The organism is Vreelandella venusta, assembly GCF_015689495.1.
Lineage (GTDB): Bacteria > Pseudomonadota > Gammaproteobacteria > Pseudomonadales > Halomonadaceae > Vreelandella > Vreelandella venusta.
Genome location: NZ_CP065135.1, coordinates 3,092,906 through 3,118,133 on the forward strand (window position 1 = coordinate 3,092,906; position 25,228 = coordinate 3,118,133).

17 protein-coding genes and 1 pseudogene are annotated in these 25,228 nt (G+C 53.2%); 5 read left to right on the forward strand and 13 right to left on the reverse strand.

Annotation, left to right across the window (positions count from 1 at the left end; genetic code table 11):
• Nucleotides 1-135 precede the first annotated feature (135 nt).
• On the forward strand, nucleotides 136-3,762 hold the full coding sequence (gene recC, locus IR195_RS14535; RefSeq protein WP_206047916.1) for an exodeoxyribonuclease V subunit gamma: 3,627 nt from the start codon (nucleotides 136-138) through the stop codon (nucleotides 3,760-3,762).
• A 54-nt stretch (nucleotides 3,763-3,816) separates the two neighbouring features.
• Here recC and IR195_RS14540 read toward each other — a convergent pair whose 3' ends face one another.
• Nucleotides 3,817-4,281, reverse strand: a complete 465-nt coding sequence (locus tag IR195_RS14540) for a helix-turn-helix domain-containing protein (RefSeq protein ID WP_206047917.1) — start codon at nucleotides 4,279-4,281, stop codon at nucleotides 3,817-3,819.
• A 221-nt stretch (nucleotides 4,282-4,502) separates the two neighbouring features.
• Between IR195_RS14540 and IR195_RS14545 the strand changes: the two genes are divergently transcribed.
• The gene (locus IR195_RS14545) at nucleotides 4,503-4,991 is read left to right on the forward strand and encodes a DUF2938 domain-containing protein (RefSeq protein WP_206047918.1); all 489 of its coding nucleotides are present in this window, start codon (nucleotides 4,503-4,505) and stop codon (nucleotides 4,989-4,991) included.
• A gap of 17 nt (nucleotides 4,992-5,008) precedes the next feature.
• Here the strand turns inward: IR195_RS14545 and pncB are convergent, their stop codons facing one another.
• Complete coding sequence (gene pncB / locus IR195_RS14550; RefSeq protein WP_089039424.1) at nucleotides 5,009-6,190, reverse strand: nicotinate phosphoribosyltransferase; 1,182 nt, start codon at nucleotides 6,188-6,190, stop codon at nucleotides 5,009-5,011.
• A gap of 145 nt (nucleotides 6,191-6,335) precedes the next feature.
• On the opposite strand from pncB, the gene recB reads away from it, so the two are divergent.
• Both recB and recD read left to right on the forward strand, forming a co-directional pair.
• Nucleotides 6,336-10,070 (forward strand): exodeoxyribonuclease V subunit beta, encoded by a 3,735-nt coding sequence (gene recB, locus IR195_RS14555; RefSeq protein WP_206047919.1) that lies wholly within the window; start codon nucleotides 6,336-6,338, stop codon nucleotides 10,068-10,070.
• Entirely contained in the window at nucleotides 10,067-12,334 is a 2,268-nt protein-coding gene (gene recD, locus IR195_RS14560; RefSeq protein ID WP_206047920.1) for an exodeoxyribonuclease V subunit alpha, read from the forward strand. The genes recB and recD overlap by 4 nt, the downstream gene beginning before the upstream one ends.
• Nucleotides 12,335-12,482: 148 nt before the next feature.
• Here recD and IR195_RS14565 read toward each other — a convergent pair whose 3' ends face one another.
• From IR195_RS14565 to IR195_RS14580, 4 genes and pseudogenes are all read right to left on the reverse strand, one after another.
• Nucleotides 12,483-15,365: a TrlF family AAA-like ATPase gene (locus IR195_RS14565; RefSeq protein WP_206047921.1), complete on the reverse strand. Its 2,883-nt coding sequence runs from the start codon at nucleotides 15,363-15,365 to the stop codon at nucleotides 12,483-12,485.
• A gap of 83 nt (nucleotides 15,366-15,448) precedes the next feature.
• A complete protein-coding gene (locus IR195_RS14570) occupies nucleotides 15,449-15,751 on the reverse strand; it encodes a DUF427 domain-containing protein (RefSeq protein ID WP_206047922.1) in 303 nt (100 codons plus the stop codon).
• 146 nt (nucleotides 15,752-15,897) lie between these two features.
• A complete protein-coding gene (locus IR195_RS14575; RefSeq protein ID WP_206047923.1) occupies nucleotides 15,898-16,947 on the reverse strand; it encodes a DUF2235 domain-containing protein in 1,050 nt (349 codons plus the stop codon).
• Between the two features lie 312 nt (nucleotides 16,948-17,259).
• Nucleotides 17,260-18,159: pseudogene (locus IR195_RS14580) on the reverse strand (GlxA family transcriptional regulator); the annotation flags it as partial.
• Nucleotides 18,160-18,283: 124 nt separating this feature from the next.
• On the opposite strand from IR195_RS14580, the gene IR195_RS14585 reads away from it, so the two are divergent.
• Nucleotides 18,284-19,057: an HD domain-containing protein gene (locus tag IR195_RS14585; RefSeq protein WP_206047925.1), complete on the forward strand. Its 774-nt coding sequence runs from the start codon at nucleotides 18,284-18,286 to the stop codon at nucleotides 19,055-19,057.
• Between the two features lie 195 nt (nucleotides 19,058-19,252).
• Here the strand turns inward: IR195_RS14585 and IR195_RS14590 are convergent, their stop codons facing one another.
• The 7 genes from IR195_RS14590 to IR195_RS14620 all read right to left on the reverse strand — a co-directional run bounded on the left by IR195_RS14590 (nucleotide 19,253) and on the right by IR195_RS14620 (nucleotide 25,001).
• The gene (locus IR195_RS14590) at nucleotides 19,253-19,654 is read right to left on the reverse strand and encodes a PaaI family thioesterase (protein ID WP_125753711.1); all 402 of its coding nucleotides are present in this window, start codon (nucleotides 19,652-19,654) and stop codon (nucleotides 19,253-19,255) included.
• 61 nt (nucleotides 19,655-19,715) lie between these two features.
• Entirely contained in the window at nucleotides 19,716-20,267 is a 552-nt protein-coding gene (locus IR195_RS14595) for a LysE family translocator (protein WP_241006733.1), read from the reverse strand.
• A gap of 213 nt (nucleotides 20,268-20,480) precedes the next feature.
• A complete protein-coding gene (locus IR195_RS14600; protein WP_206047927.1) occupies nucleotides 20,481-21,905 on the reverse strand; it encodes a bifunctional diguanylate cyclase/phosphodiesterase in 1,425 nt (474 codons plus the stop codon).
• Nucleotides 21,906-22,186: 281 nt separating this feature from the next.
• Nucleotides 22,187-22,522 carry a zinc ribbon domain-containing protein YjdM gene (locus tag IR195_RS14605; RefSeq protein WP_125750330.1) on the reverse strand — a complete coding sequence of 112 codons (336 nt, stop codon included), beginning with the start codon at nucleotides 22,520-22,522 and terminating at the stop codon, nucleotides 22,187-22,189.
• 138 nt (nucleotides 22,523-22,660) lie between these two features.
• The gene (locus IR195_RS14610) at nucleotides 22,661-22,969 is read right to left on the reverse strand and encodes a HigA family addiction module antitoxin (RefSeq protein WP_125750333.1); all 309 of its coding nucleotides are present in this window, start codon (nucleotides 22,967-22,969) and stop codon (nucleotides 22,661-22,663) included.
• A gap of 23 nt (nucleotides 22,970-22,992) precedes the next feature.
• Nucleotides 22,993-23,286: a type II toxin-antitoxin system RelE/ParE family toxin gene (locus IR195_RS14615; protein WP_206047928.1), complete on the reverse strand. Its 294-nt coding sequence runs from the start codon at nucleotides 23,284-23,286 to the stop codon at nucleotides 22,993-22,995.
• A 101-nt stretch (nucleotides 23,287-23,387) separates the two neighbouring features.
• Nucleotides 23,388-25,001, reverse strand: a complete 1,614-nt coding sequence (locus tag IR195_RS14620) for an ABC-F family ATP-binding cassette domain-containing protein (protein ID WP_206047929.1) — start codon at nucleotides 24,999-25,001, stop codon at nucleotides 23,388-23,390.
• Between the last annotated feature and the right edge of the window lie 227 nt (nucleotides 25,002-25,228).

The window sequence follows — 25,228 nt, forward strand, 5'->3', positions numbered from 1 at the left end:
GGTTAAGTTATCTTTTATGATAACCAAACTTCTGTAAAAGTTCCTAGCTCTGATGCACGCGGGTTCCTTTAACTTATGGCACCATAGCGCTACGTGCTATTCCCAATGCCTAATGCCGTGAAGGAACACCACCGCATGTCTGCCAATTCACACTGCTCACCAACGCCATTCTCGCCAACGTCGCTTACCCCTGGCTTTATGGTGGTGCACGCTAACCGCCTGGAAGACTTGCGCGGGTTGGCGGTGCAGTGGATGCGCTTGCACCCGTTGGGACCGTTGGAAAACGAGACCATTCTGGTGCAGAGCAACGGCATTGGGCAGTGGTTAAAGTTAGCGTTGGCGGAAGACCCAGAGAATGGCGGCGCAGGTATCGCCGCCGCGCTGGATGTCATGCTGCCCGCGCGGTTTCTATGGCAGGCCTACCGCACGGTGCTCACCCATGTTGATCAAGATGGCGACGCGGTGCCTGAAACCTCGCCGTTTGATAAATCGCGCTTGGTATGGCGGCTGCTACGCCTGCTGCCCACGCTAGCGGGGCAGGAAGTGTTCGCGCCGCTGGCGCAGTTCTTGGAAGTCGACCGCGACCAGCGCAAGCACTACCAACTGGCCGAGCGGCTGGCGGATTTGTTCGACCAGTATCAGGTCTACCGCGCCGACTGGCTGGATGCCTGGGCCAACGGTGATGACGTGCTGATTACTGCTCGGGGCGAACCCCGCCCGCTGGAAGAGCACCAGCGCTGGCAGCCCGCGCTATGGCGCATTCTGCGCGAAGATGTCGCCGCCAGCCAAGGCGATGCAGGCATCAACAGTAGCCGTGCCCAGGTGCATCGGCGCTTTTTGAAAGCGACTGAACAATTGGAAGGCCAGCCCTGCCCGCGCGGTTTGCCTCGGCGGCTGATTATTTTTGGTATTTCATCGCTGCCCCAACAAACCCTGGAAGCCCTGGCGGCACTCTCTCGCTGCTGCCAAATCGTGCTGTGTGTGCACAACCCCTGCCAGTTCTACTGGGCAGATATCATCGAACACAAAGATTTACTGCGCGCCAACCGCTACCGCCAGCGGCGCAAAACCGGTATGCCCGAAGCGCTAGATGTATTGGGCACTGGCGACGCCGACGATGCCCTGCACCTTCACGCCCAGCCGCTACTCGCCGCTTGGGGCAAGCAGGGCCGCGACTACCTGCGCCTGCTGGATGAACACGACGATTCGGGCAACTACCAAACCCTGTTTGAGCAGCAGGCGCTACGGATCGATATGTTCGAGCCGTTTAACGGTGTTGATCGCGACTGCCTGCTCAGCCAACTGCAAGATGATATTCGCGAGCTGCGCCCCGTGGCGGAAACTCAAACCCACTGGCCCGCGCTAAGCTCGGCCGATGACTCCATGATGTTTCATATTGCCCATGGCCCTCAGCGGGAAGTTGAGATTCTTCACGACCAGTTGCTGGCCGCCTTTAGCGCCGACCCCGACCTGCGCCCGCGTGATATTATCGTCATGGTGCCAGATATCGACCGCTACGCGCCGCATATCGCCGCAGTGTTTGGCCAGCTACCAAGCGACGACCCACGACATATTCCCTATACGCTTTCCGACCAAGCCAGCCGCCACCGCCTACCGCTGATGATTGCCCTGGAAAAGCTGCTGCGCCTACCTGAGCTACGCCTTTCGGTCAGCGACTTACTGGATCTGCTCGATGTACCCGCCCTGCGCCAGCGCTTTGGACTGGAAGAGCGCGACCTACCGGTACTCGAGCGCTGGATGGAGGGTGCAGGCATTCGTTGGGGGCTGAATGCCAAGCAGCGCCAGACGCTTGAGCTACCCGGCGGGTTAAGCCAAAACACCTGGGCGTTTGGCCTGCGCCGCTTGCTGCTCGGCTACACCGTGGGCGAGGGCCACGCTTGGCAAGGAATCGAGCCGTTTGACGATATCGGCGGGCTGGAAGCGGGCCTTGCCGGGCCGTTAGCCACCTTGTTGGAAAAGCTCGAAGAGATCTGGGAAACCTTCTGCCAGCCCACCGATGCGGCCAACTGGGTAGCACGCCTACGCACGCTGCTGGAAACCTTCTTCCTGACCGACGACGCCCAAGAAAGCGTAATGCTCACCAAGCTGGAAAACGGTTTGCAGCAAATGCTGGAAAGCAGCGAGGAAGCCCAGTTAACCGAACCGCTGCCGCTCTCCATGGTGCGCGAACACTGGCTGGCACAGATTGATGAACACAGCCTTTCCCAGCGCTTTCTAGCCGGTGCGGTCAACTTCGCCACGCTAATGCCCATGCGCGCCATTCCGTTTAAGCGCGTGTGCCTGCTGGGCATGAACGACGGTGAGTACCCCCGCTCTCAGCCACCGCTAGATTTTGATTTAATGGGCAGTGACTACCGCCCCGGTGACCGCTCCCGCCGGGAAGATGACCGCTACCTGTTTTTGGAAGCGCTGCTCTCCGCCCGCGATCAGCTCTACATAAGCTGGGTCGGCAGGAGCCAAATCGATAACACACCGCTACCGCCTTCGGTACTGGTCGGCCAACTGCGTGACCACCTGGAAGCAGGCTGGCAGATCGAGAACGGCAAGCCACTGCTGGAAGCGCTAACCACCGAGCACCCGCTGCAGCCGTTTAGCCGCGCTTATTTTGCTAACAACCCGCAAGTCACGCGACTGTTTACCTATGCACATGAATGGCGCGAGGTGCACGCACCGCGCACGCCTCAAGCTGCTCAGCCGACACTTTCCCCACCGGAAAACATCCCCACCAACCTGACGCTTGGCCAGTTGGGCCAATTCCTGCGCGAGCCGGTACGCGCCTTTTTCAATACCCGGCTGGGGGTGTATTTCGAGCAAGAAGCAATTGCCGAACTGGACGAAGAACCGTTCGCCCTGGATGGCCTGCAAAACTGGCAGCTACAAGACCAACTGATCGCCGCCCAGCGCCACGCCATTGATCGCGGCGAGCCACGCATTGAAGCACTGCACGCAGCCCTTGAGCGTTTTCAGGGCCAAGGCGTATTGGCCATGGGTGCCTTTGGCGAGCGTATGCGCGATGCCTTAGCAGAACCGATGGAAGCCCTGTTCAGCGACTACGAAGAAGCCCTGGACGCTTGGCCGATTGCGCTAGGTGACCCAGCAGCTATTCACCTGGCAGGCAGTAACGGAATTACGTTGGAAGATTGGCTGGGCGAGCTACGCCAGGATGACGTGGGCAACCGCTGCCGCCTGCTATTACTCAGCAGTAGCCTGATCAAGAACAGCAAGTACCAGTGGCATCTTCTGCTACGCCACTGGGTTGCCCATCTGGCTGGCAATCTCAGCGGTCCGATGACCACCCAGCTGCTTTCCAAGGCCGGCAATATCACCCTGGAACCTATCGCTGCCGACACCGCCCACGCCCACCTGGAAACTCAGCTAAGTGCCTGGCAACGCGGCCTGGAAGTGCCGCTTCCGCTAGCCCCCCAAGCCGCCTTTGCGTGGCTGACAAAACTGGGCACACCTGACATTGCGATTGAGAAAGGCAGGGAAAGCGACGCCTACGCCGCAGCCGAAAAAGTCTATGAGAGCGGATTTAAAACCACCGGCGAAGCCGACCAGAGCCCTTATCTCGGCCACCAATGGCCCCGCTTCGAGCGGCTGCTTTTCGACCGCACCGCCAACGAAAAGCACACCTTTGCCGAACTCACAGAAGCGCTGTACGCCCCGCTGTTTTACGCTGTGAAAGGTAATGCGAAGAAAGATGATGCGAACAAAGATAACGCCAAGAAAGCGGCATCGTAATGCGTTAAGCGCCTCGTCTAGCCCCTATTCAAGCTCAACCGTGCCATGTGGTGATCAGGGTTTACTCCCTTTCTGCTTGGCACGGCTGTTTTTCTGCGTAAGGCGCTTTTTCTGCTCAGGCTTTCGCCCAGTCTGGCGAGCCAATGCGATGCGCATAAGACGTTGAAACGTCGGGCACTCCAGATGGCTCGGCGCAGTGCAGGTCGCCACATGACGCAAACCGTCACGAAGGGCTGTCAGTTCGTTAATGTGACGATCCAGAAGATCTGCCTTAGCACTCACCGCTTCACGGTCGATTTCCGGCTGCCGTTGCGTGCCAAGCATGTCGCGCATCTCGGCCAGTGAAAACCCCGCGACCTGCCCCAACGCAATCAGCGACAAGCGTGTTAAAACGCTGGTCTCGAAAACCCGCCGCAGACCATTGCGCCCCACCGACCTAATCAGGCCAACTTCCTCGTAATAGCGCAATTTCGAGGCAGGAATACCGCTTTTTCGAGACAGTTCGGAAATATCGAGCATGGCACTTGACTTAAAGTTGACTTGAAGTAATAGGCTACAACGCTTCTCCCTTACGTATCCACCCACACTTCTAGCCACACGTCTATCCACACTGTCAGGAGTCTAACAAGCATGCCTGTTTTGAATACGCACAGCCGCCCATACGCCGTTGCTAAACCGTTAACAAGAGCAAAGATAACAAGCACAGAGACAACCGGGGCAAAAATGCCAGGAGCGCAGCAATGAGTGGGCTGCTGACCGATGCGCTACTGCTCGGCCTGGGAGCAACTGCTTTTATGGACATAGTCGCGCTGCTGCAGAAGCGGCTGCTGGGTATTCCCTCGCTGAATTACGCTATGGTCGGGCGTTGGCTAGGGCATTTGCCGAAGGGCAGGTTCATCCACCGGCCGATTGGTGAAAGCGCCCCGATTCAGGCAGAAATGGCGCTAGGATGGCTGGCCCACTACCTGATTGGCATCGCTTTCGCGATCATATTCTTAGTGCTGGTTGGGCCAAACTGGCTGGCACGCCCCACACTCATAGCTGCGTTAGGCTTCGGTGTGATCACGGTAATTGCGCCGTTTCTAATCCTGCAGCCTGGTATGGGCGCAGGGATTGCCGCCCGCAAGACGCCGCAGCCAACCACCGCCAGGCTGCGTAGTCTTTTCGCGCACGCCAGTTTTGGCGCTGGCCTATGGGTGGCAGGCGTCCTAGTGATGCGGGTTCTTTAGGCCAGCATAAAACCAGCTTAAATACTCGTCTCGCTTAACGAGAGTATCCGTTTTGCTAACGAAATCATCTCCGGGTCGCCGGTATGCTTATCCGGCACATCGGAGAGTTTGATCACCGGCAGCCAGCCCTGTCCTTCAGGGCGCGCCTCGACCATTTTGATCACCATATTCATCGGCTCAGCGCCGACATCGTTAGTGAAGTTGGTGCCGATGCCAAACGCCATTCCAATCCGTTCCTGACAAAACGCTTGAATGCGCTCGACTTTTTCCGGCGTTAAGGCATCCGAAAAAATGATCGTTTTACTAAGTGGGTTAATTCCCAAGCGTTCATAGTGCGCGATGGTTTGGGAGGCAAACTCAATCGGGTCACCGCTATCATGGCGTACGCCGTCGAACAGCTTGGCAAACTTTTTATCGAAGCTGTCGAAGAAAGCGGACGATGTGAAGGTGTCGGTTAGGGCAATTCCCAAATCGCCACGATACACATCCACCCAATGCTCAAGGGCAAGACTATTAGCCATTTTGAAGCCAAAGCGGGCGCCATGGAACATAAACCACTCGTGAGCGTGGGTGCCTATCGGCTTCACATCGTGACGCATAGCCAACAGCACATTGCTAGTACCGCTGAAGGCTTCACCACCGTAGTGGCGCAGCGCTTCCACCACTCGATCATGAACCTCAAATGAGAAACGGCGACGCGTGCCGAACTCGGCAATTTTCAGCCCTAAGCGGCGGTAAAGCTCAATCTTTTCCTGGGTGCGTTGCTCGATCAGGGCATCGTCATCATGGGTCACCGAGACGCCACGTAGCCGATACCAAAGTTCGCTGATCAACGCCATCAGCGGCACTTCCCATAAGATAGTGCGGTACCAAGGCCCTTCGATAACCACCGACAGCTCACTGCCCTGCTGCTCGATGATTACCTCAGAGGGTTCGTAACGAAAGCCGGCCAGAAAATCGAGATAGGTCGGGTCAAGATAAGGGCAAGTAACTTCCAGGTAGCGCTTTTCCTGATCGCTCAGGCGAAGCGCTGCCATTTTATCGACCTCGTGGCGGAGCGCAGTACCAAAGCCTTCAGGAAACGCGTGCTGGCCACGATTGATAAATGCGTAGCGTGCATGTGCATAGGGAAAGCGTTTGATCACGGCGTTCTGCATCGTGATTTTGTAGAAGTCATTATCCAGAAGCGAGGTCAGCATGAGATCCCTACGTGTAAGTGAACCGAAGCCGCTGGTAGCGTAAACTAAGCGTCCTAAGAGTGGCTTGGCGACAAGATTATCAGGTGGCGGGGCACTCATACAGTCTTGGCCCCGCGCTGGGGCGCTTTACTTTCGGAGACCCGTGATGAGTCAGCCCGCCCCGCTTAACCCACTTACGCTACCGCTTCACGGCAGCCGCCTGATTGAAGCCAGCGCGGGCACGGGCAAAACCTTCACCATCGCGCTGCTCTACGTGCGCTTGGTACTGGGCGGGCAGCACAGCGAAGACCACAGCGCCTTTGTGCGCCCGCTAACCCCACCGGAAATTCTGGTAGTCACCTTCACCAACGCCGCCACCCAGGAACTACGCGAACGTATCCGCCACCGGCTGGTAGAAGCCGCCGCAGTGTTTAGGGCCACTGATGATGCTGGTTCAGACTCTCTGCTTATCCAACTCCGCGAGCAATACGCAGAGGCCACCTGGCCCGCCTGCGCCCGCCGTCTGGAGCTAGCCGCCGAATGGATGGACGAAGCCGCGGTTTCCACCATCCACAGCTGGTGCTACCGCATGCTGCGCGAACACGCCTTCGATAGCGGCAGCCTGTTCTCGCTCAACCTGGAAAACGACCAGCGCGAACTGGAACAAGAAGTGGTGCGCGACTACTGGCGCACCTTCTATTACCCGCTGGATGCCGACGCCCTGGGCAGCATTACCTGTTACTGGAAATCGCCGGATAAACTCCATGAAGATGTACGCAAACTGCTCCACGAAAGCGACGCCTTGGGTAGCCAGCGCCCCGCGCCAGCCGACACACTAAGCGCTGCCGAAGCCGAACGCAGCGCCACATTAGGCACGTTAAAAGCTCCCTGGCCCGCTTGGCTAGATGAACTGGTGCCCGCACTGGAAGAGGCCGCCAAACGTAAAGCCTTCAAAGGCCAAAGCTTCAACGCCAACAGCCGCGCCAGCTGGCTAGGCGCACTGCGCGAATGGTGCGAAAGCGACCTTGAGCGCCCCGCGTTGACACCCGCCGCCTGGAAACGCCTGACTCCAGACGGCATGGCCGAGATATGGAAAGACGGCGCGCCCCCCTGCCCGGCCGCCTGGGAAGCGCTGGCGGACATGCCCGCCGCCCTCAACGCCTTGCCCGAACCACGCAACGACCTGCTGATCCACGCCGTGCAGTGGTGCAAAGTGCGTATGGAGCGCGAGCAAGAACGCCGCGCTGAAATGGGCCCCAATGATCTGCTCACCCATTTAGACCGCGCCCTGCAAGGCCCTAACAAAGACGCCCTGGCCGCGCAGATTCTGCGCCAGTTCCCCGTCGCGCTGATTGATGAGTTCCAGGATACCGACCCGATTCAGTACCGCATTTTTAACGCGGTCTATGATGTCGCCAACCCCCGCCGCGACGCCGCTATGCTACTGATCGGTGACCCCAAGCAGGCCATCTACGCCTTTCGCGGTGCGGATATTTTCACCTATCTGCAAGCCCGCCAAGACACAGCAGGCCGCCACGTCACGCTGGGCACCAACTTCCGTTCCAGCCGCGCCATGGTGGAAGCCGTCAATCACTGCTTCCACTACGCCGATCAGCATCCGGCTGGGGCGTTTCTATTTCGCCAATCAGGCGGCGAAAACCCGCTGCCGTTCTTATCGGTAGATGCCAAAGGCCGCGACGAACAGCTGATACACCAAGGCCAGCCGCTGCCCGCCATGACGCTGTGGCCGTTAACAAGCGAAGAACCTCTTTCCAAAACCGCTTACCAAACCGAGATGGCCGAACGCTGCGCCTCTTATATGGTGGAACTGCTCGCGGCAGCGCAAAGTGGCAATAAACAAGGCCAAAGCGGTTTTCAGAAAGGCGATGAGCTAAGCCCGCTAAAACCTTCCGATATGGCAGTGCTGGTCAACGGCCTGCAGGAAGCCCGCGCCATTCGCTTAGCGCTGGCCAGCCGAGGGGTGAAGAGTGTTTACCTTTCCGACCACGATAAAGTATTTAGCTCGCCCATGGCCCAGCAGGTAGAACGCTGGCTACGCGCCTGCGCCGAGCCACTGGCCAGCTCCCGCCAAGCCGAAGCCCATCTGCGCGCCGCTTTGGCGACGCCCGTGCTGGGGCTCAGTTTGGCCGACCTTGATCACCTGCAACAAAACGAGCTGGCCTGGGAAGCGCGGGTGGAGCAATTCAGCCACTATCATCGCCTATGGCAGCGCCAAGGTGTGCTACCGCTGGTACGCCGTATGATGGTGGATTTCGATATTCCCGCCCGCCTACTGGGGGAATTCGAAGAGGGTGAGCGCTTGCTCACTGACCTGCTGCACTTGGGCGAATTGCTGCAGCAAGCCAGCGCAGAACTGGATGGCGAACACGCGCTGATTCGCTTTCTGTATGAAGCCATTGCCGACCCGGAAAGCCACGGCGACAGCCACAAGCTGCGCCTGGAAAGCGACGCAGATTTGGTCAAAGTGGTCACCATCCACAAATCCAAAGGGCTTGAGTACCCGTTGGTATTCCTACCATTTATCGCCAACCACCGCCCGGTAAGCGATAAAGACATACCGCTGCGCTGGCACGACGCCCAAGGCAATCTTCAGCTCAGCCTAAGCGCCGATGAAGAAACCCTGGCCACCGCCGACCGCGAACGCCTGGGGGAAGACCTGCGCAAGCTTTATGTGGCATTGACCCGCGCCCGCCACGCGACTTGGCTGGGGCTAGCCCCGCTGCAAGGGTTGGAAAATAGCGCCCTCGGCTACCTGATTAGCGGCGGAAAAACGCTGGCACCAGCCGAACTAACCAGCGCGCTGGAAGCGCTGGCACACGGCAGTGAGATTGTTGTCAGCGAGCCACCGGCGCCCACTGCCCAGCGCCTTGCTCTCTCTGAACAAAGCGCCACGCTTGGCCACGCCCGCACGCCCGCGCGCCCGGCCAAGGAACACTGGTGGATTGCCAGCTACTCGGCACTGCGCCTTTCCGGCACGCTCATCGCCCCCACGGCCACGCCACTGGAGCCGACCACCGCCCAGGAAGCTACAACATTTGAAGTACTGGATGAACCACAAGAGCTGTCTCAAGAACTGTTTCAAGAACTGTCTCAAGAGCTGTCTCAGCCAGACACTTTCCACCTACACAAATTTCCTAGAGGGCCAGGGCCGGGCACTTTCCTGCACGGGCTATTGGAATGGGCAGGCAGACAAGGCTTTGCAGCCGCTGCTAACGATCAAGATTCACTCAACGATATGCTATGGCGGCGCGTACAGCTACGCGGCTGGCAAACATGGCAGGAGCCGCTGGCTGGCTGGCTTTCAGCGCTGCTCACCACGCCGTTACCGCTGGTCGCGCCAAACCAGCAAAGCGTCGCGCTCACCGAACTCACCAGCTACCAAGTGGAACTAGAGTTCTGGCTGGCCGCCCAACGGGTCAACACCCAAGCAATTGATGCCCTGGTAAGCAAGCACTTACTGCCAGGGATTGAGCGCCCAGCGCTGGACACCGACACCCTAAACGGCATGCTCAAAGGCTTTATTGATTTAGCCTTCGAGCACCAAGGGCGCTTTTACGTACTGGACTGGAAATCGAACTATTTAGGGCCGAATGACAGCGATTACGAACCGGAAGCCCTGCGCCATGCGCTGCTGGCCAAGCGCTACGACCTCCAGGCCGCGCTTTACCTATTGGCTATGCATCGGCTGCTAAAAGCGCGCCTGCCCGACTACGACCCGCACCAGCACTTGGGCGGTTCAATGACAGTATTTCTACGTGGCAATCGCAGCCCAGGGCGCGGGGTATTTTCCGAGCCAGCCCCGGTTGAACTGATCGAAGCACTGGATAGCCTGTTTGCAGGCGCATCGTTTTCAAGCCCCGCACAGGAAGCGACGGTATGAGTAAGCCCAAAGACACCCACACCTTCGACCTGTTTGGCGATGCCGTTGAAACACAGGATGCCCAGCCCACCACAGCTTCCACGCCAGTGAGCGCTCACCCTGCGTTAAGCGATACCGCTGAATTACTAACCCTATGCGAACGCTGGGTAGCAAGAGGCTGGCTGCGCGATTTAGATCGCGCCCTGGTGCGCTTTCTAGCAACAGAAGCAGCGGATGCCCCCGCACTGCTACTGTTAGCCGCCGCCTTGGCCAGCCACCAGCTAGGCCGAGGCCATGTGTGTCTGGATTTAACCGCCACGCTTAACGCACCGGATTTCGCCCTTTCGCTACCGCCCGAAGGGGATGATTTAAGCGACCCGCCACCGCTACCCAGCGACGTGCTGGCAACGCTCACGCTAAGCGAATGGCAAGCCGCACTGCATCACCCACTGCTCACCAGCGAAGGCCCTGGCAATACACCGCTGGTGGTAGTAACGACTCACTCAGGCGCCGGTGATAAGAATCATACGCGGCTCTACCTACGCCGCTACTGGCAGTACGAGCAAACCCTGCATCAGCAAATCGCCACACGGTTAGCGGCGACGGGTGACGACAGCCCCTTCGATCTTCTCCCCCAGGCGCTGAACGTTTTGTTCAAGCCCAGCGACAGCCTCGACTGGCAGAAAACCGCCTGTGCGCTAGCCGCCCGCAGCCGCTTCGGCGTTATTACCGGCGGCCCCGGCACCGGCAAAACCACCACCGTGGTGCGCCTGCTCGCCCTGCTGCAAACCCTGCAACTGTCTCGCTCCCCCAGCCAGCCGCTGCGCATTCGCCTAGCCGCCCCCACCGGCAAAGCCGCCGCCCGCCTGAATGAGTCCATCGCCGGTCAGGTAAGCAGTTTGCCCTTGGCAGAGTTAGAAAAACTCTTAACGAATGGCCTTATAAGCGAAGACCAGGCAAGCGACCAACCGCTCATAGCGATTCCTACGGAAGTGACGACTTTGCACCGCCTGCTGGGCGCCCGCCCCGACACCCGCCACTTCCGCCACAGCGCCGCCAACCCGCTAGCGCTGGATGTACTGGTGATCGACGAAGCTTCGATGGTGGATATCGAAATGATGGCCGCCGTGCTAAGCGCCCTGCCCGCCAATGCCCAGTGCGTGCTGCTGGGGGACAAAGACCAGCTAGCCTCGGTAGAAGCTGGCTCGGTACTCGGTGATTTATGCCGCCGTGCCGAAGCCGCCCACTACACCCCAGCAACCGCCCAATGGCTGGAGCACGCCACCGGCCAGCCGCTGCCACCAGAGTACCTGGATGCTGACGGCCAGCCGCTCGACCAAGCCATTACCATGCTGCGAGTAAGCCACCGCTTTAACGAACACAGCGGCATCGGCCAGTTGGCCCAGGCGATTAACCAGCCCAGCCATGCCCAAACTGACTGGGAAAAACAGCAGGCCGTTAACGCCGTGCTGCGCCATGGCTACCCAGACTTACACCACCTAACGCTTGCAGAGGACACCGCGCTGGAGAAGTTGGTGATTCATGGCAGCGCGGATAAGTTTCTCAATGGTGGTGAAGGCCGCACTAACCATAAACATGAACCCATCGCCCCGCCCACCGGCTATCGCCACTACCTAAAGGTGCTAAACGCGCAGCGCCCGCGTGGGGAATCGTTTGAGGACAACCCAGCGGCCTATAACGCCTGGGCCAGCGAGGTACTCAGTGCCTACAGCCACTTTCAACTGCTATGCGCGCTGCGCAAAGGCCCCTGGGGAGTAGAAGGTTTAAACCTGCATATCGCCAAAACCCTGCGCAGCGAAAAGCTGCTGTTTGGCAGTGATTACACGTTGGAAAAAGGCTGGTATGAAGGCCGCCCGGTGCTGGTCACCCAAAACGACTACGGCCTAAAACTAATGAACGGCGATATCGGCATAACCCTCGCCGTGCCGGATCCCCGCAATCCGCAACAGAAACTGCTAAGAGTGGCCTTTCCTTCATCAAGCGCCACGAGCGACGCCGATAACCCCATCCGCTGGGTGCTGCCCTCCCGCCTGCACGCGGTAGAAACCGTATTCGCGATGACGGTACACAAATCCCAAGGCTCGGAGTTCCTGCACACCGCCCTGCTGCTACCGCCCACCATCAACCCGATCCTCACCCGCGAGCTGGTTTACACCGGCATCACCCGTGCCCGCGACTGGCTCACGCTAGTGGAAGCCAAACGCGGGGTGTTGAATGAGGCGGTGGTCAAGGAGGTGATGAGGGTTAGTGGGGTTGGGGGTTAATTGAAACCGACATCACTTTTTCAAGTTGTGTCGGTTTACAGATAGCAGCAGCCCTGTAGGCACCACTAAAAATAGCAGTTAAACATACTGCTCTGCGAAAAATCTAAAGAAAAATAAAATTCACCCTACTGTAGCACCTTATTTTTGATCACAGAATCTGGTATTTACTTTTTCTTAAAGAAAACGCCGGCATGGTGCCTTCTAGAACTTCTACTATTTGTTTATTTATCATTGGATGTTCAATGCCGCCGGATATGAAGCTGAATTCGTTACCATGCTCTTTATTAACACCAACTTTAATTATTTGGTCAGCATCAGCCACTACTGCTAAATTAGGATTGTGAGTTACCATAATAATTTGACGATACTTCTTGGCTTCTCTTATGTAGGGAACAAGCACTTTCGCCACACTATTATTATCTAAATTATCCTCTGGCTGATCAATAATTAAAGGAATGTCCTCTTTATCAAGAACCAAATAAAACACCAGTAGAAGAGCTCCTTTTTCTCCAGGCGATAGCTGTTCCAAGCTCTTACCCTTTTGGCGCAAATCATAGTAAGGATCAATAAAACTCAATCCATATATATAACTATAAAGCTCTTTTCTATTCTTAACTACCTCTCCAACAAATATACGTTCATTTTTAGAGCCAGCCCGCTTATCATATTCTAAATAATCAACAAACTGCCGCAAAAAAGCTTCAACCGATCTTTCTTCATTCCAATTAGTTGGTGCAATCAACTCTTCCTGCAGCATTACCGAACCATCTTCACCACCATAAAAAGAACCAACTCTGTTTTGTTTTATATTTCTTAAAACATTGCTTTTAAATTCATTAGAGCAATAGAAAGAGCTAGCTACACTTAAACCAGAAACATCAGACTGAGCCAACTTATTAGAAATTTCTTCTTTTATCTCGTCATAAAAAGCTTGTATTTCTTTTTTCTTCGAAAAAATCTCCATGGACTTATTAACTCTTAAGTTTCTCATTTCCTTTATATCATCTTCAAGCTTAACATCTAGATACTCTAGCTTTTTTATCATATAAATTAAGCTATCAGCGGTTTCAGCATCTCCTTCTATTTCAATTTTTCTTGCCTGCCACTCTGCCAGAGCCATCAAGTAGTCCTGAAATGCCTTTTGCTCGCCGGTAAACTCAGAATGAATATCCTTTATCCGCACTTTCAAATATTCCAGTTTTGAAGCTGGCGAAAGAGTTTCGTATTGCTTCTGCTCCCAGTTATCTTCTACTTTTATGAGATTAGCGTCGTCTCTGTTTTCTTCCCTCAATTTTAGGATATTAGAGCCAATCACGCTCTCATCGAACTCAACACGAATGACATTGGAAATATCGAACCCACACTTTTCAGCGATATCCTTACCTTCAGATATAACAGATAAAACTTCATTATATTTGTTTTTCAAATCTCGGTTAAGCGTTTCTGCCTCAACGATCAAGTAGTTTCTATCAGAAATCTTTTTAGTTATGCCCTCAATATCTTCTTCAATTTTCAACTTAGAAGATTCTAAACTTTCCAACTCTTTTTTCTTAGCCCTTGTATCTTCTGATTCAGCTTGTTTTGACGGATCGTCAACAGCTATTGGCTTTAAAGACTCATGCGCAGAAAGCTCGTCCTCCTTTAATTTAATCTTACTAACCATATTTTTCCTGAAACTTGGATCCAACTGATCTTCAAGCTTTATAATTTTATCATTTAACGCGAGTATCTCTTCATGAATATGATGAATTTCCTTTTCTGCAGACCATTTCTTTAGATCTATAAGTTCTTCAAATGTTGCTTTGCCCATTTTTTTCTCAGCAGGGACATACTGAAACACTACTTTCTCGATCTCCGAGCGGAAAGCATCTACTTTATCAATTTCATTACAAACTTTCTCAAAGTAGCTTTGTGGAAGATATCTAACAAGCCTTTCTTGGCTTTCATCAACAATATGAGTTAGTAACCGCTCTTCAGTCTTTTTCCCACTTTCAAACTCAACAAACGCACTAAATCGATCAGCAAGACCTTTCTTTTTGAACTTTTGCTTGTGAAGAAATATATAATCATCAGAGTGCTCAGCGTCTGTACATACAGCAAGTATGTCTGACAAAGCGCTCTTACCACTTCCTTTGTGTCCAATAACAGTTATTAGCTCGCTATTCATTGGTATACAAACATCTTCAAACCAAATTGAATTAGCGTCTTCTTTCCCTGTTCTCCGAATATTTATAGATTTAATGTATTTGGTAGAATTCTCTCTAACTCGCTTCAGTACTTCTGGTTCGTCTCCAATATAGAATCTGCCCTCAGGTTCATTCAGCGCGTACTTAAGCCCTTTAAAGGAAGGTTCACCCTTGATCCATAGATTTTGTTTTATCTGATATTTTCTAATATTGTGATTATCAGAGCAAATAATCATTGGTATTATTCTTCCTATATTAGGAAAAACAGATTTCACATAACCATTTTGGTCACTTTCCTTGCCAAGCTCATATATATCAACAGCCTTCGCAATTTCTGTTTTCTGAGCGATTCCATGTGGAAGTGAATGTGTAATATTTTCCACAGAACCACTCTTATCTCCAGCGTGTATTGTTACAACTCCGCCTAACTCTTTTACCAAAGCTATTGTATCTTTAAGATTACAATAAACTTGATTCTCCCTAAGACCATCTAGCTCTACTTTATTAATATCTGTTTTGTGTTTAATCTGCCCCCAAATATGTTCAACATTTGAATCTTCAGAAAAGATACCGATAAAATGTACAGGCTCCCTACCTCTAGCATCAGAAAGAAACTCTATACCAGGTAAAACAGTAATCCCTTCCTTTCCACCTAGCTCCTTCAAATCATTGTATCTATCGATATCAATCACATGATGATCAGTAATAGCAAACACAGCTATTGAGTTTCTCTTCATTTCATCGATGATTTCAATATTTGTAACACTCTTATCTTTATAATCATACGAAGATGGAGTATGAAAGTGTAAGTCCCACTTATTCCACTCAGAACCTTTGCTATTCATCACATTCCTTAACAATAAAATTAAAAATTTTTTGGGCAATATGTTAATGACATAATAGTGTCAAGTCGAAAAGCATCATTCACTCATGTGTCATAAAACGCCACCCTACCCGCACCTTCAATCGGCTGCTCGTAACTCCAAGCAATATCCCGATATTCAGCCAACGAAAAATACACCGTATGTCCTTTAAACGGGCAATAAGTGGTGGTTTCTGAAACGCTGAGTAAGTCCATCCGCACATCTTCGCGTGGGAAGTAATGACGTGGCGGGTAGCCGCGTTCGCGGAGTTCAAGCGTATTGGTGGAGTCGGCGATTAACGTGCCATCAACATGCGCCTGCACGCGTTGGCTAATAGGGTGAAGCTCAATGCGTGGGGCATTTGGCATTAGGTTGTTCCCTGCGGCGTTATTCGCTCTAATGCTTCGATCCTAGCAGTTAAATTATATTTAGCCCACTTTGCAGACTTAGTTTTTAGTCGATAGTGGTCACTTCATGACCTAGATCACTCATCATTTCCACGCCGCCGCCCGGCCTAATCCTCCGGTGGGGAAAGGTGGGCATCGGTCAAGGTGCGTGGTCGGTACTCGCACGTGGTATCGGCCCAACGCTTCCATACACTCTCATCGACTGAAATATTCACCGCTGGCAGCCCCTGCATGTCCTGCGCATACTGCCGGTAAAAGCGGCCGTCGCCCTTGTATCTAAGACGTGCATACTTGGCGTAGAGCCCGTTTAGAAAATCAGCAAACGAATCTTTCGGTGGCGTTTTCCAGGCATCCTCTGCAGCATTGAAGGGAGCCACTTTTAGGCCGGCCTGCTGCGCTTTGGTTAACATCCAGCTCAGCGGTATGTCGGCCAGTGTGTCGTCAGCGCCATAGCCGCCGCCGACATTAGCGTGGGCACCGATAAACCAGCGCTGCTCGACGTTGCGGTTGCCTGTTTTCTGCTTGCCATCCTTGCTTGTCCAGAGCGATACGTTATACGCCGACCTGTGTTCGTCCAGCGCGACCGCTTGATAGGCATAATCGACAATGCTGGAAAGCTCGGTATCGTGCCAATCGTATTTTCTTTTGAACAGGTTGGTTCCGGGCACGCCCAGTGCGCCAACGGTATCCCACACGCCAATGAAATGAATCCTGGGCTGGCGGCTGAAGCGCTCCTTGAATTCTTTGCACACCTCAGAATCGGGGTGACAATCACGTTTTCGATAAATATGCTCGGCCTTATCGAGAAGCCCTGGCGTGACGACATGCACTAGCCCGCATTTACGAATCATCCCTACTAGGCTTCTGGCGGTGTAGGCACCGCGGCTGAATCCAAATATCCAGATTTCATCGCCTTCACTGTAATGCCTTGCCAGCCAGTCATAGCCTTGGCGTAGGTTTTTGTTCAGCCCATAACCAAAGGCTCCTCCGGAAAAGCGCTGAAATTTGGATGTCCCTACGCCGGGGTCGTAATAGAACCGCTGCTTAATGCCGTCATCGTCATCACGGAGCAGCCGAGTAATACGATACACGTTGGTTTGATCTTCAGGGTCGTTCCAGGTGCCATCGAATAGCAGAATCAATTTTTGCTTTGCCATGGTGCCCCCATGATGATGCACGCCTTTGAACAGTGCTCATAATCGCTTAATGAGGGGCAGACGATGCGCGATGCGCTCTTGGCCAACGCGTACCTGCGACCTCCACATTATTTAATGAAGGTTAGTCGACAATTCATCCCGTCACCTGTTGATAGTCACCTGCTGATAGCCAACCGGCGGACTGCCTCACGCTTTCTGCGGCGATGCAGACACAGCTCGTTAGCAAAGCGCGTTGATGCGCACCGGAGCAAACTGTCGACGATATTCGCTGGGCGATAGCTGCACTAAGCGATTAAAAAGAGCGCAAAAGCTTGCCACATCCCGATAGCCAACGCGTTCGGTGATCTGCGCCACGGTCAAGGATGTCGTGCGCAGTAAGCTCTTGGCCATATGCACTCGGTGGCGCTGCAGGCAGAGTAGCGGTGTGGTGCCACTCTCATTGCGGAAGCGGCGCAGCAGCGTGCGCGTGCTGACATGAAAGGCGTCCGCCAGGCGCTGTAGATCGTAGGGCTCGGTATATCGCTGCAGTAGCCAGCGCTCAACCTGGGTTGAAAAACGCTCTTCATTGCTTCGCAACAGCAGCGGTTCGATGTACGGCGCTTGGCTTTCACGCGCTGGAGGTGTCAACGCTAAGCCACTTACCTGCTGGGCCAAATCTGGGCTAGCGTGCCTGCGAATCAGGTGCAGAGCGAGGTCTGCTGCGGCGCTGAATGCGCCAGCCGTGATCACTCCCCTGTCTTCTACCAACAGGGCATCAGAATCTACCTGGACAGCGGGATACAGGCGGGCTAACTGGGGCGAAAATAGCCATGCTGTCGTTGCACGCCGACCGTCTAATAGGCCGGCTTCAGCAAGCAGAAAGGCTCCCGCACAGATAGAAGCAACCGGCACTCCGCTTGAAAAGCATCTGCGGATAAAGCGGATTTCCTGGCCGAATTCGTTGAGGTCGTCCCGGCCTATCTCTAGTTGCGCAACATCTATTCCCGGCACAATAAGCAGATCAATCTTGCCCGTCGCGGGAGTCGTATTTAGCTCAATGCATCCGGCAGCCTTAATCCGTCGGCCTCGCATGCTAATCACTTCCACCTGGAACGGAGGCTGATCATTGTTCGTGTTGTACTGCGCAACACGGTTAGCCATTAGCAACAAATCGCTAACGATGCACACTTCCATGCTCAGGCAGTGGTCGAACGCGAGGATCGCGACACGCATTGACGGGCTGACCTCCCTAATGGCGTTATCGCCTAATTATATGGCGATAACGCCTCTCCTCTCTAGTACCCAGGTACGTGACACTGAGGCCGCGTTTAAACAGTAAAATCCGAGGGCGAATAGCATGGCGAAACTGGGCTCAATGGCGTGGGGTGAGAAAAGTGACGGTATCTTATCGTCAACAGACCGCATGAAAATGCTAGCGGGCCTAGTGCGGGCGCAGCTTGGTGAAACGCTATCGCGCCTAGCGTTAAATCTAGGTGCCTACCAGCAGCAGCGGCGGCGGATAGCCGCTGATCGCGTTGTAGTGCCGGAATCGTCAATCACACGAATGGCGGATGAACTGGCCGCCCAGCACTACAGCGAGCCATTACGACTGCACTGCTTGCGAACCTTTTTTTTCGGCCAGCTATGGGCGCAGTTCCATGGGCTACGTATTGATGCTGAAACGCTCTATGTTGCCAGCCTTCTTCATGATCTTGGTCTGACCGGCCATTTTCATCAACAAACAGCTTGTTGTGGCTTTGCCATCGTGGGTGCGCGTAGCGCAAGAGATTTAGCGGCAAGCCAGCAATGGCCCCCAGAGCGTCAACGAGCAGTTTACGAAGCGATCAGCTACCATCTCAATCCCTATCTATCTTTGGCCCACCACGAACCCGAGGCGGTTTGTCTGCAACGCGCTGCCCACCTTGATGTGATCGGCGCGGGGCATCATCTGTTACCGGATAGCGCAATTACGAAAGTGCACGCCGATTACCCACGCACAGGCTTTCGTGAAGAAATCCTGGCCAGCATGACTGAAGTAGTACACGCCCCTGGCTCACATGCGGCCGTTCTCTCGTCATTGGGATTCACCCGCCTTGCCAACCGCAACCCGCTTGATCGTCACTACAGGTGAATAGTGGGCTGTCACGTTAGCGGCATCACACACGCTTGCGATTGACTCACGCTCATCGCAAGCAAACGCGGGCTGTTGAATAAGGCGGTGACAGGAGAGGCAATGAGGATGAGTGGGAAGGAATAACAGCGCGTTTTACAGCGGCCTCAGAAAAGCAGCTCTCAGAAAAGCAGTTCGCCACAGCGCTGGGTGAGATTACGATGCCGCAATCCTGCTTATCGTGCCAAGAGAAACGGCTACCAGTTTTTCCTCACCATCTGCTTGAGCGTAGACCTTACACTCACAGGTCGCTTGCCGTTTTCCAGAATATAAGACCGTTGACCTAGCGATCAATTTATCGCCGATCGCGGGTCTCACATAGTTTACTTTGTACTCTGACGTGACACAGCTTCCTAGCACTGACGCTCCGGCAAAGGTAATACAATTATCCGCCAAGTAGCTAACGACACCACCATGCGCAAAACCATTGTTTTGCTTGAGATCATCTCTAATCTCAAGGCTCAACTCAGCACTTCCGGCAGCAAACGCTTCTAGCTTTGCTCCCAATAGTAAGCTGAAAGATTGCTGTGACAGTATCTCTCTTCCTTTCTCTAACATATCACTCAATGTTCAGCTCCTTGCTCTACTCTGGAGATCTAACAACTATTAGACAGCGTTTTTACCTCTGCTTCATGAACGCCACAGCCAGACCCGATGAGACAAACGTAACGCCTGCTCCAATATTTAACCCAGAAACCAATCTGGGTTTGCTTCTCAGCCATTCCGATAGCCTAGATGAAAACACGCCCATAAGGCTGAAACCCAGCGCTGTTAAAACCGCAAACCAAACCCCATAGCCAATCATTTGCCAGGTCACAGAGCCCAAATTGGGGTTCACAAACTGGGGGACAAACGCGAGCACAAACATACCCGGCTTAGGGTTGAGTGCCGCTGAAAGAAAGCCTGTTGAGAATATCGTTTTTAAAGACTGTTTTTTGGCAGGCTCTAAGGAAAATAGGTTTCGAGAGCGAAGGACTTTAACGCCTAACCAAATGAGATAGCCCGCACCAATAATCTTGACCACATAGAACGCCAGCTCGGACGTTTGAATTAAAAGAGTCAGCCCAAATGTCGCCGCTAGCACGTGGAATAGAATTCCCATTCCAGACGATAAACCGGAAACAGTTGCGGCCAATCTACCCTGGCTTAAACCTCGTCCTATCGCCAGCATGTTATCTGGCCCAGGGGAAATCACTAACAGCAAACATGCCAGTGTATATGTAGCCAACACCTCTAGTGGAAACATGTACTCTCCTTCTACCTGTAACCGAACGTCATCGCCAGCGGGACTTTCTGTTCAGGTGGTGAAACGTTAGCCGTGAGGCAGCTTTACTTTTGCCTTAAAGCAAGCTTTTGCATGGGTTAGCGCAAGCTTACGAGCCTGTTAACGGGTTGCATGAGAGGCAAGGTACACACGATCTCTACCGTCTTGCTTGGCTTTGTACATAGCCTCATCCGCACGAGCCAGTAAGCTTTCGGGCGACTCGCCATTTTCCAACATAGCGACCCCAACACTTATGCTTAGCGTAGTAGACTCTCCGCTGCCAACATCGATCGGCGCAGCGGCTAACCGCTTTCTCAGATTATTGCCCAACTTCTGACTAGCTTCCAAGTTTGCACCGGGTAAGAGAAAGACAAATTCCTCCCCCCCTATACGGCCACAACAATCGGTGTTGCGCCCTACCTCCGATGCTAAACGAGCAAACTCAGTCAATGCTAGATCACCTGCAGCATGCCCCCATTTATCATTAATCTTTTTGAAATAATCGATATCTATTGAAAGAACACTGAAACTATTACCAAACCGTGATGCTTGGTTTACTAGTTCACTCAGGCGCTCCATTGTTGCGCGTCGATTTAACAAACCAGTCAACCCATCAATACTTGCCAGGCGCTTCATTTCCTCCTCAGACTGCTTCTTATATAAGAGATAACTAACAGTATCTGAGAGCAATGTAATAAGAATATGGTCATCCTTGCAAAATGGCTCAACCGGAGATGGGCTAGAAAAATTTATAGTTCCATATAGTTGGCCAGATAACCTTATCGGGGCACCAATATACGACTCCAGTTTGAAGTTTGTATAGCAGGGGTGCTTTTTAATTTCACTTTCCGCCACGAAATGAAAGCCAACCGACTTACCCGCACTTAACGTGTGAACACAGTAAGTTCCCGACAAATCAAACGTTGTTAATGGTTCCAGCTCTCCTTTGAGATCAACGCAGTACTCAACGGTGTACTGGTTTCCCACAATACGAGCAACAATCGCTTTTTCGAGACCAAAGTGGTCCAGGCCAACCCGCAGCAGTCGTTCTATTTTATTACTCTGGCTCAGCGTGACATCTGAAGTTATGTTTTGGATCTTTTGTAGCGTATCCAAAGACTGATCTGTTGAGCGAGCTGAGCGGATAATGCCAATAAATCCGACGACTGTTCCATTCTTGGCCCGCATAGCTGCACCCGTCGTCAGGCCAAAAAACTGCTCTCCATCCGAGCGCCGATATGCAACTCTGTAGTTCTCCGCAGCTATTTTGCTGGAAGTATTAAAGCGTATCCGCCCCTGTTCGGAAAAATCGTTTTCATCGGCATAGAGTATTTTTGCCTCTTCACCATATAGCGCGTTTTTTGAGTATCCAAACAGCTGTTCTGTCGCAGAATTCACATAAACCAAACGCCGACTTGCGTCGGTAACGACAACGGCTTCTTCAAAAGCGTCGAATACTTCGGTGAATAGGGATAGTGAAATCGAATTTACGCCGCCATCATCAACCAAAGCTTTAGTCGTTTCGCCTAGCTTATCGTCTTTCATAGACACACCCTTCATGAAGCCATGTGACTTTATCCAGCAATAGTTGATACTGATTTAAGCGATCATTCGAGCTTCGAAGGCCTCTGGGCTGATCATTTCCCGTTAGCACTGTGCCGCCGTTGTTTATTGTACTCTACGATGCATTCAAACACCTGACACCTCATATCGCATCGCATTTTTAATGGCTACCCATGGATAGCCATCTCACAGTGCCTTTTAGGATCTGTTGTTACCTGTTGAGTCTAGCCGCCATGATAGCTCTCTAGACGAGTGAAGGTGATTCAGGCTTTTTTGACAAACTGGGCGGTGACCATCATGTCGCCAGCGCCATCGACCTTGCAGTCGAGCTGGTGGTCTTTGCCCTCTTTGAGCCGCTTGATAACGGCCTTGGTGCCAATTTTAAGCACCAGTGAGCTGCCTTTGACCTTGAGGTCTTTGATAAGCGTTACCTTATCGCCTTCAGCAAGCAGGCTGCCATTGGCATCTTTCACCGTGACAGTATCTTCTGCTTCAACCTCGGAAGGATTCCATTCGTGGGCGCATTCCGGGCAAATAAACAGGCTTTGATCCTGGTAGACGAATTCAGATTGGCAATTGGGGCAAGGTGGGCATGACATGGGAGAAAACTTCTGTGGTTGGATTGGCTGCTTATGATACTGAGCCTTTGCAGCCTTGGCGAATGTATCCCGATAAGGCGTTCATAATCGAATAGCGCCGTTACGAAGTCAGTTTCCCCCTGCCGTGAAGCTTCAGGACTACGCCATCTTCTGCCAGTGTTGGATGCTAGAGAGATCCTCGTGCTCTAACTGCTCTGCTTTGAAGAGATCCCAGCGCATTTGTAAATTCAGCCAAAAATCTGCTGAAACATCAAAAAATCGTGCCAGCCTTAGTGCCGTGCTAGGCGTAACACCTCGTTTTTTATTCACCAGCTCATTGATCCGCTGGTAAGGAACGTGGATAGCAGCGGCCAGCTCACGCTGGGTAATATCCATGGGCTGCAAAAACTCTTCCAGTAACATTTCGCCGGGGTGCGTCGGTTCGCGATGTGTGGGGACACGAATCATACCTTTCTCCTTTTAGTCTCCTGTTAGTGGTAATCGACTAACTCGACCTCATCAGGCCCAGCCTCTGTCCACCTAAAACAGAGACGATACTGCCCATTGATGCAAATACTATGCTGTCCGGCTCTGTCGCCTGATAACGCTTCAAGCCGGTTACCAGGCGGTACCCTCAGTTCATCCAGCTTTTGTGCCGAATCCAGTAGATCGAGTTTTCGTGATGCAATTTTCCATAGGGATAGCGGACATAGCTTGCGAGCAGCCTTGGTATGCTCGCCATTGAATAAGTCTTCTACCGCTTTGTCTTTGAAATTTACGATCATAAATACACGATAGCACGGAACCCATGCTATTCAAGCCTATTTGAATTTTCACCCTACACCAGCCAGTGCTTATTGAAGATCGAAGAAGTCAGAGTTCTTCATCAAACCGGCTCTAAGTGCCAGCCTTGTTCGGTTGCTAGCAGGCGGTCTGTTAGCGATAGGTTTTCCAGAAAGGCATCGTCGTGGGATACCACCACTAACGCGCCTTGGTAACTGCGCAGCATGGTTTCCAAGGCTTGCGCTGAAGGCAGATCAAGATGGTTATTTGGTTCGTCCAGTAGCAGTAGTTGCGGGGGGGAATCGGCGTAGAGAATGCAGGCCAGTGCACCTTTCAAGCGCTCGCCACCGCTTAGCCGCCCACTGGGCGTGGTGATTTTTTGCGCGTCCAGACCTAACTGGGCTAGCCGCATGCGCAGGTCCCCTTCACTAGCGGTTCGGTTGGCTTGCTGCAGTTGTGTAAGCAGCGTCTTTGCTGGGTCTAAATTCTCCAGTTGCTGGTCGAGATAGGCGCTTTCAGGCGTTATGTTGCAGGCTCCTGACAAGGGCTCAATGTGGCCCGCCAGCACGCGGAGCAACGTAGATTTACCACAGCCATTTGGGCCAATAATGCCTAGTCGATGCTGCCCTCTCAGCATGAGATTGATGTGCCTAGTAGCGCCCATAACGAACGGTAGCTCAACCCTTTCTAACTCCGCCAAACAGCGCTTGGCGGTCTGGGTAACGGGTATTTCATGCAGGTTGATTTGTCGCTCGTTTTCAACCTGCTTTGCGGCGTCACGCACACGTTGATTCAGCTGCGCCTGACTGGCCGCCTGCTTTTGGCGCAGCGCGCCCGCCGAGGTTTCGCTGCGCTCTTTCTGGCGATCTAACAGGATCTTAGCTTGGTTGGCTTCCTTACCCAGCCGGTTGCCGCGAGCCTGGCGTTTCTCCTGACGTTCACGCTGCTTGCGCATCGCGCGCTCTTCGCGTTGACGTTCGAGTTTTCGCTGGCTGAGCTGATCAAGGGCAGCCTGCTGCTCGTGCGCTTTGGCTTGAGCATAGAACGTGTAGTTGCCGCCGTAGCTTTGCAGCCCTAATGGAGATAGTTCCACGATACGTTCCATGGCTTCCAGCAGTTGTCGGTCATGGCTCACCACAATCAGCCCACGCGGCCAGCGCTGCAGCTGTTCAATAAGTGCCTGCCGATTGGGTCGGTCGAGATGGTTGCTTGGCTCATCAAGAATCAGGCAATCCGCTCCCGAGAGCATGGCGCCCATTAAGGCCACGCGCATGGCTTCGCCGCCGCTCAATGTGCTCGCAGGTGTGCTGGCCTCAAGATAGCCGAGGCCATTGCGTTCAAGCTCATGGCGGAATCGCTGGGGCATATCCCAACGGTCATCGACTGCTTCGAAATCCTCAGGCGCTGTGCTGCCAGCTTCAATACGTGCCAGCGCATCCAACGTTGTTCGAATACCGGCAAGCTCAGCGACACAAGCACCCTTCGGCTGCGCCACCTGCTGGGCAAGGTAATGGACGCTGCCGGGGCGCTGGCATTCGCCCGTGGTTGGCTGCAACAGGCCCGCGAGGATTTGGGCCAAAACCGTTTTGCCGACACCATTACGCCCCACCAATCCGGTTGGGCGGTTATCGAACTGCTCGTGAAGATCCGTAAAAAGCATTCTGCCATCCGACAGAACGTAGGAAACACCTTTTAGGGTGAGATGGGTATTTGTCATATGTGATTCCAAGGATGCCAAGAATTCTCTCTAGAACCCCTCCCAAGGACTATTTCTCAAGGACTATTCCAAGGACTATTTCCCAAAGACTATCCTTGCTGCTGGGGGGATGGAGACTGGCCGTTATTGCAACGGCGGCATCAATGGTTCATTGGACAAATACCTCTGCTAAACGTGGGAGGATTTAAACCATAATACAAATAACACTCGCTAGCTATGCGGTGTTA

Bases quoted from the DNA above. Each gene is read 5' to 3' on its own strand.
- IR195_RS14570 (WP_206047922.1), bottom strand. From the start codon at position 15,751: ATGCCAAATGCCCCACGCATTGAGCTTCACCCTATTAGCCAACGCGTG.
- IR195_RS14565 (WP_206047921.1), bottom strand. From the start codon at position 15,365: ATGAATAGCAAAGGTTCTGAGTGGAATAAGTGGGACTTACACTTTCAT.
- IR195_RS14545 (WP_206047918.1), top strand. From the start codon at position 4,503: ATGAGTGGGCTGCTGACCGATGCGCTACTGCTCGGCCTGGGAGCAACT.
- IR195_RS14575 (WP_206047923.1), bottom strand. From the start codon at position 16,947: ATGGCAAAGCAAAAATTGATTCTGCTATTCGATGGCACCTGGAACGAC.
- IR195_RS14605 (WP_125750330.1), bottom strand. From the start codon at position 22,522: ATGTCATGCCCACCTTGCCCCAATTGCCAATCTGAATTCGTCTACCAG.
- recD (WP_206047920.1), top strand. From the start codon at position 10,067: ATGAGTAAGCCCAAAGACACCCACACCTTCGACCTGTTTGGCGATGCC.
- IR195_RS14585 (WP_206047925.1), top strand. From the start codon at position 18,284: ATGGCGAAACTGGGCTCAATGGCGTGGGGTGAGAAAAGTGACGGTATC.
- IR195_RS14540 (WP_206047917.1), bottom strand. From the start codon at position 4,281: ATGCTCGATATTTCCGAACTGTCTCGAAAAAGCGGTATTCCTGCCTCG.
- IR195_RS14615 (WP_206047928.1), bottom strand. From the start codon at position 23,286: ATGATCGTAAATTTCAAAGACAAAGCGGTAGAAGACTTATTCAATGGC.
- IR195_RS14590 (WP_125753711.1), bottom strand. From the start codon at position 19,654: ATGTTAGAGAAAGGAAGAGAGATACTGTCACAGCAATCTTTCAGCTTA.
- recC (WP_206047916.1), top strand. From the start codon at position 136: ATGTCTGCCAATTCACACTGCTCACCAACGCCATTCTCGCCAACGTCG.
- pncB (WP_089039424.1), bottom strand. From the start codon at position 6,190: ATGCTGACCTCGCTTCTGGATAATGACTTCTACAAAATCACGATGCAG.
- IR195_RS14595 (WP_241006733.1), bottom strand. From the start codon at position 20,267: ATGCTGGCGATAGGACGAGGTTTAAGCCAGGGTAGATTGGCCGCAACT.
- IR195_RS14620 (WP_206047929.1), bottom strand. From the start codon at position 25,001: ATGACAAATACCCATCTCACCCTAAAAGGTGTTTCCTACGTTCTGTCG.
- IR195_RS14610 (WP_125750333.1), bottom strand. From the start codon at position 22,969: ATGATTCGTGTCCCCACACATCGCGAACCGACGCACCCCGGCGAAATG.
- IR195_RS14600 (WP_206047927.1), bottom strand. From the start codon at position 21,905: ATGAAAGACGATAAGCTAGGCGAAACGACTAAAGCTTTGGTTGATGAT.
- recB (WP_206047919.1), top strand. From the start codon at position 6,336: ATGAGTCAGCCCGCCCCGCTTAACCCACTTACGCTACCGCTTCACGGC.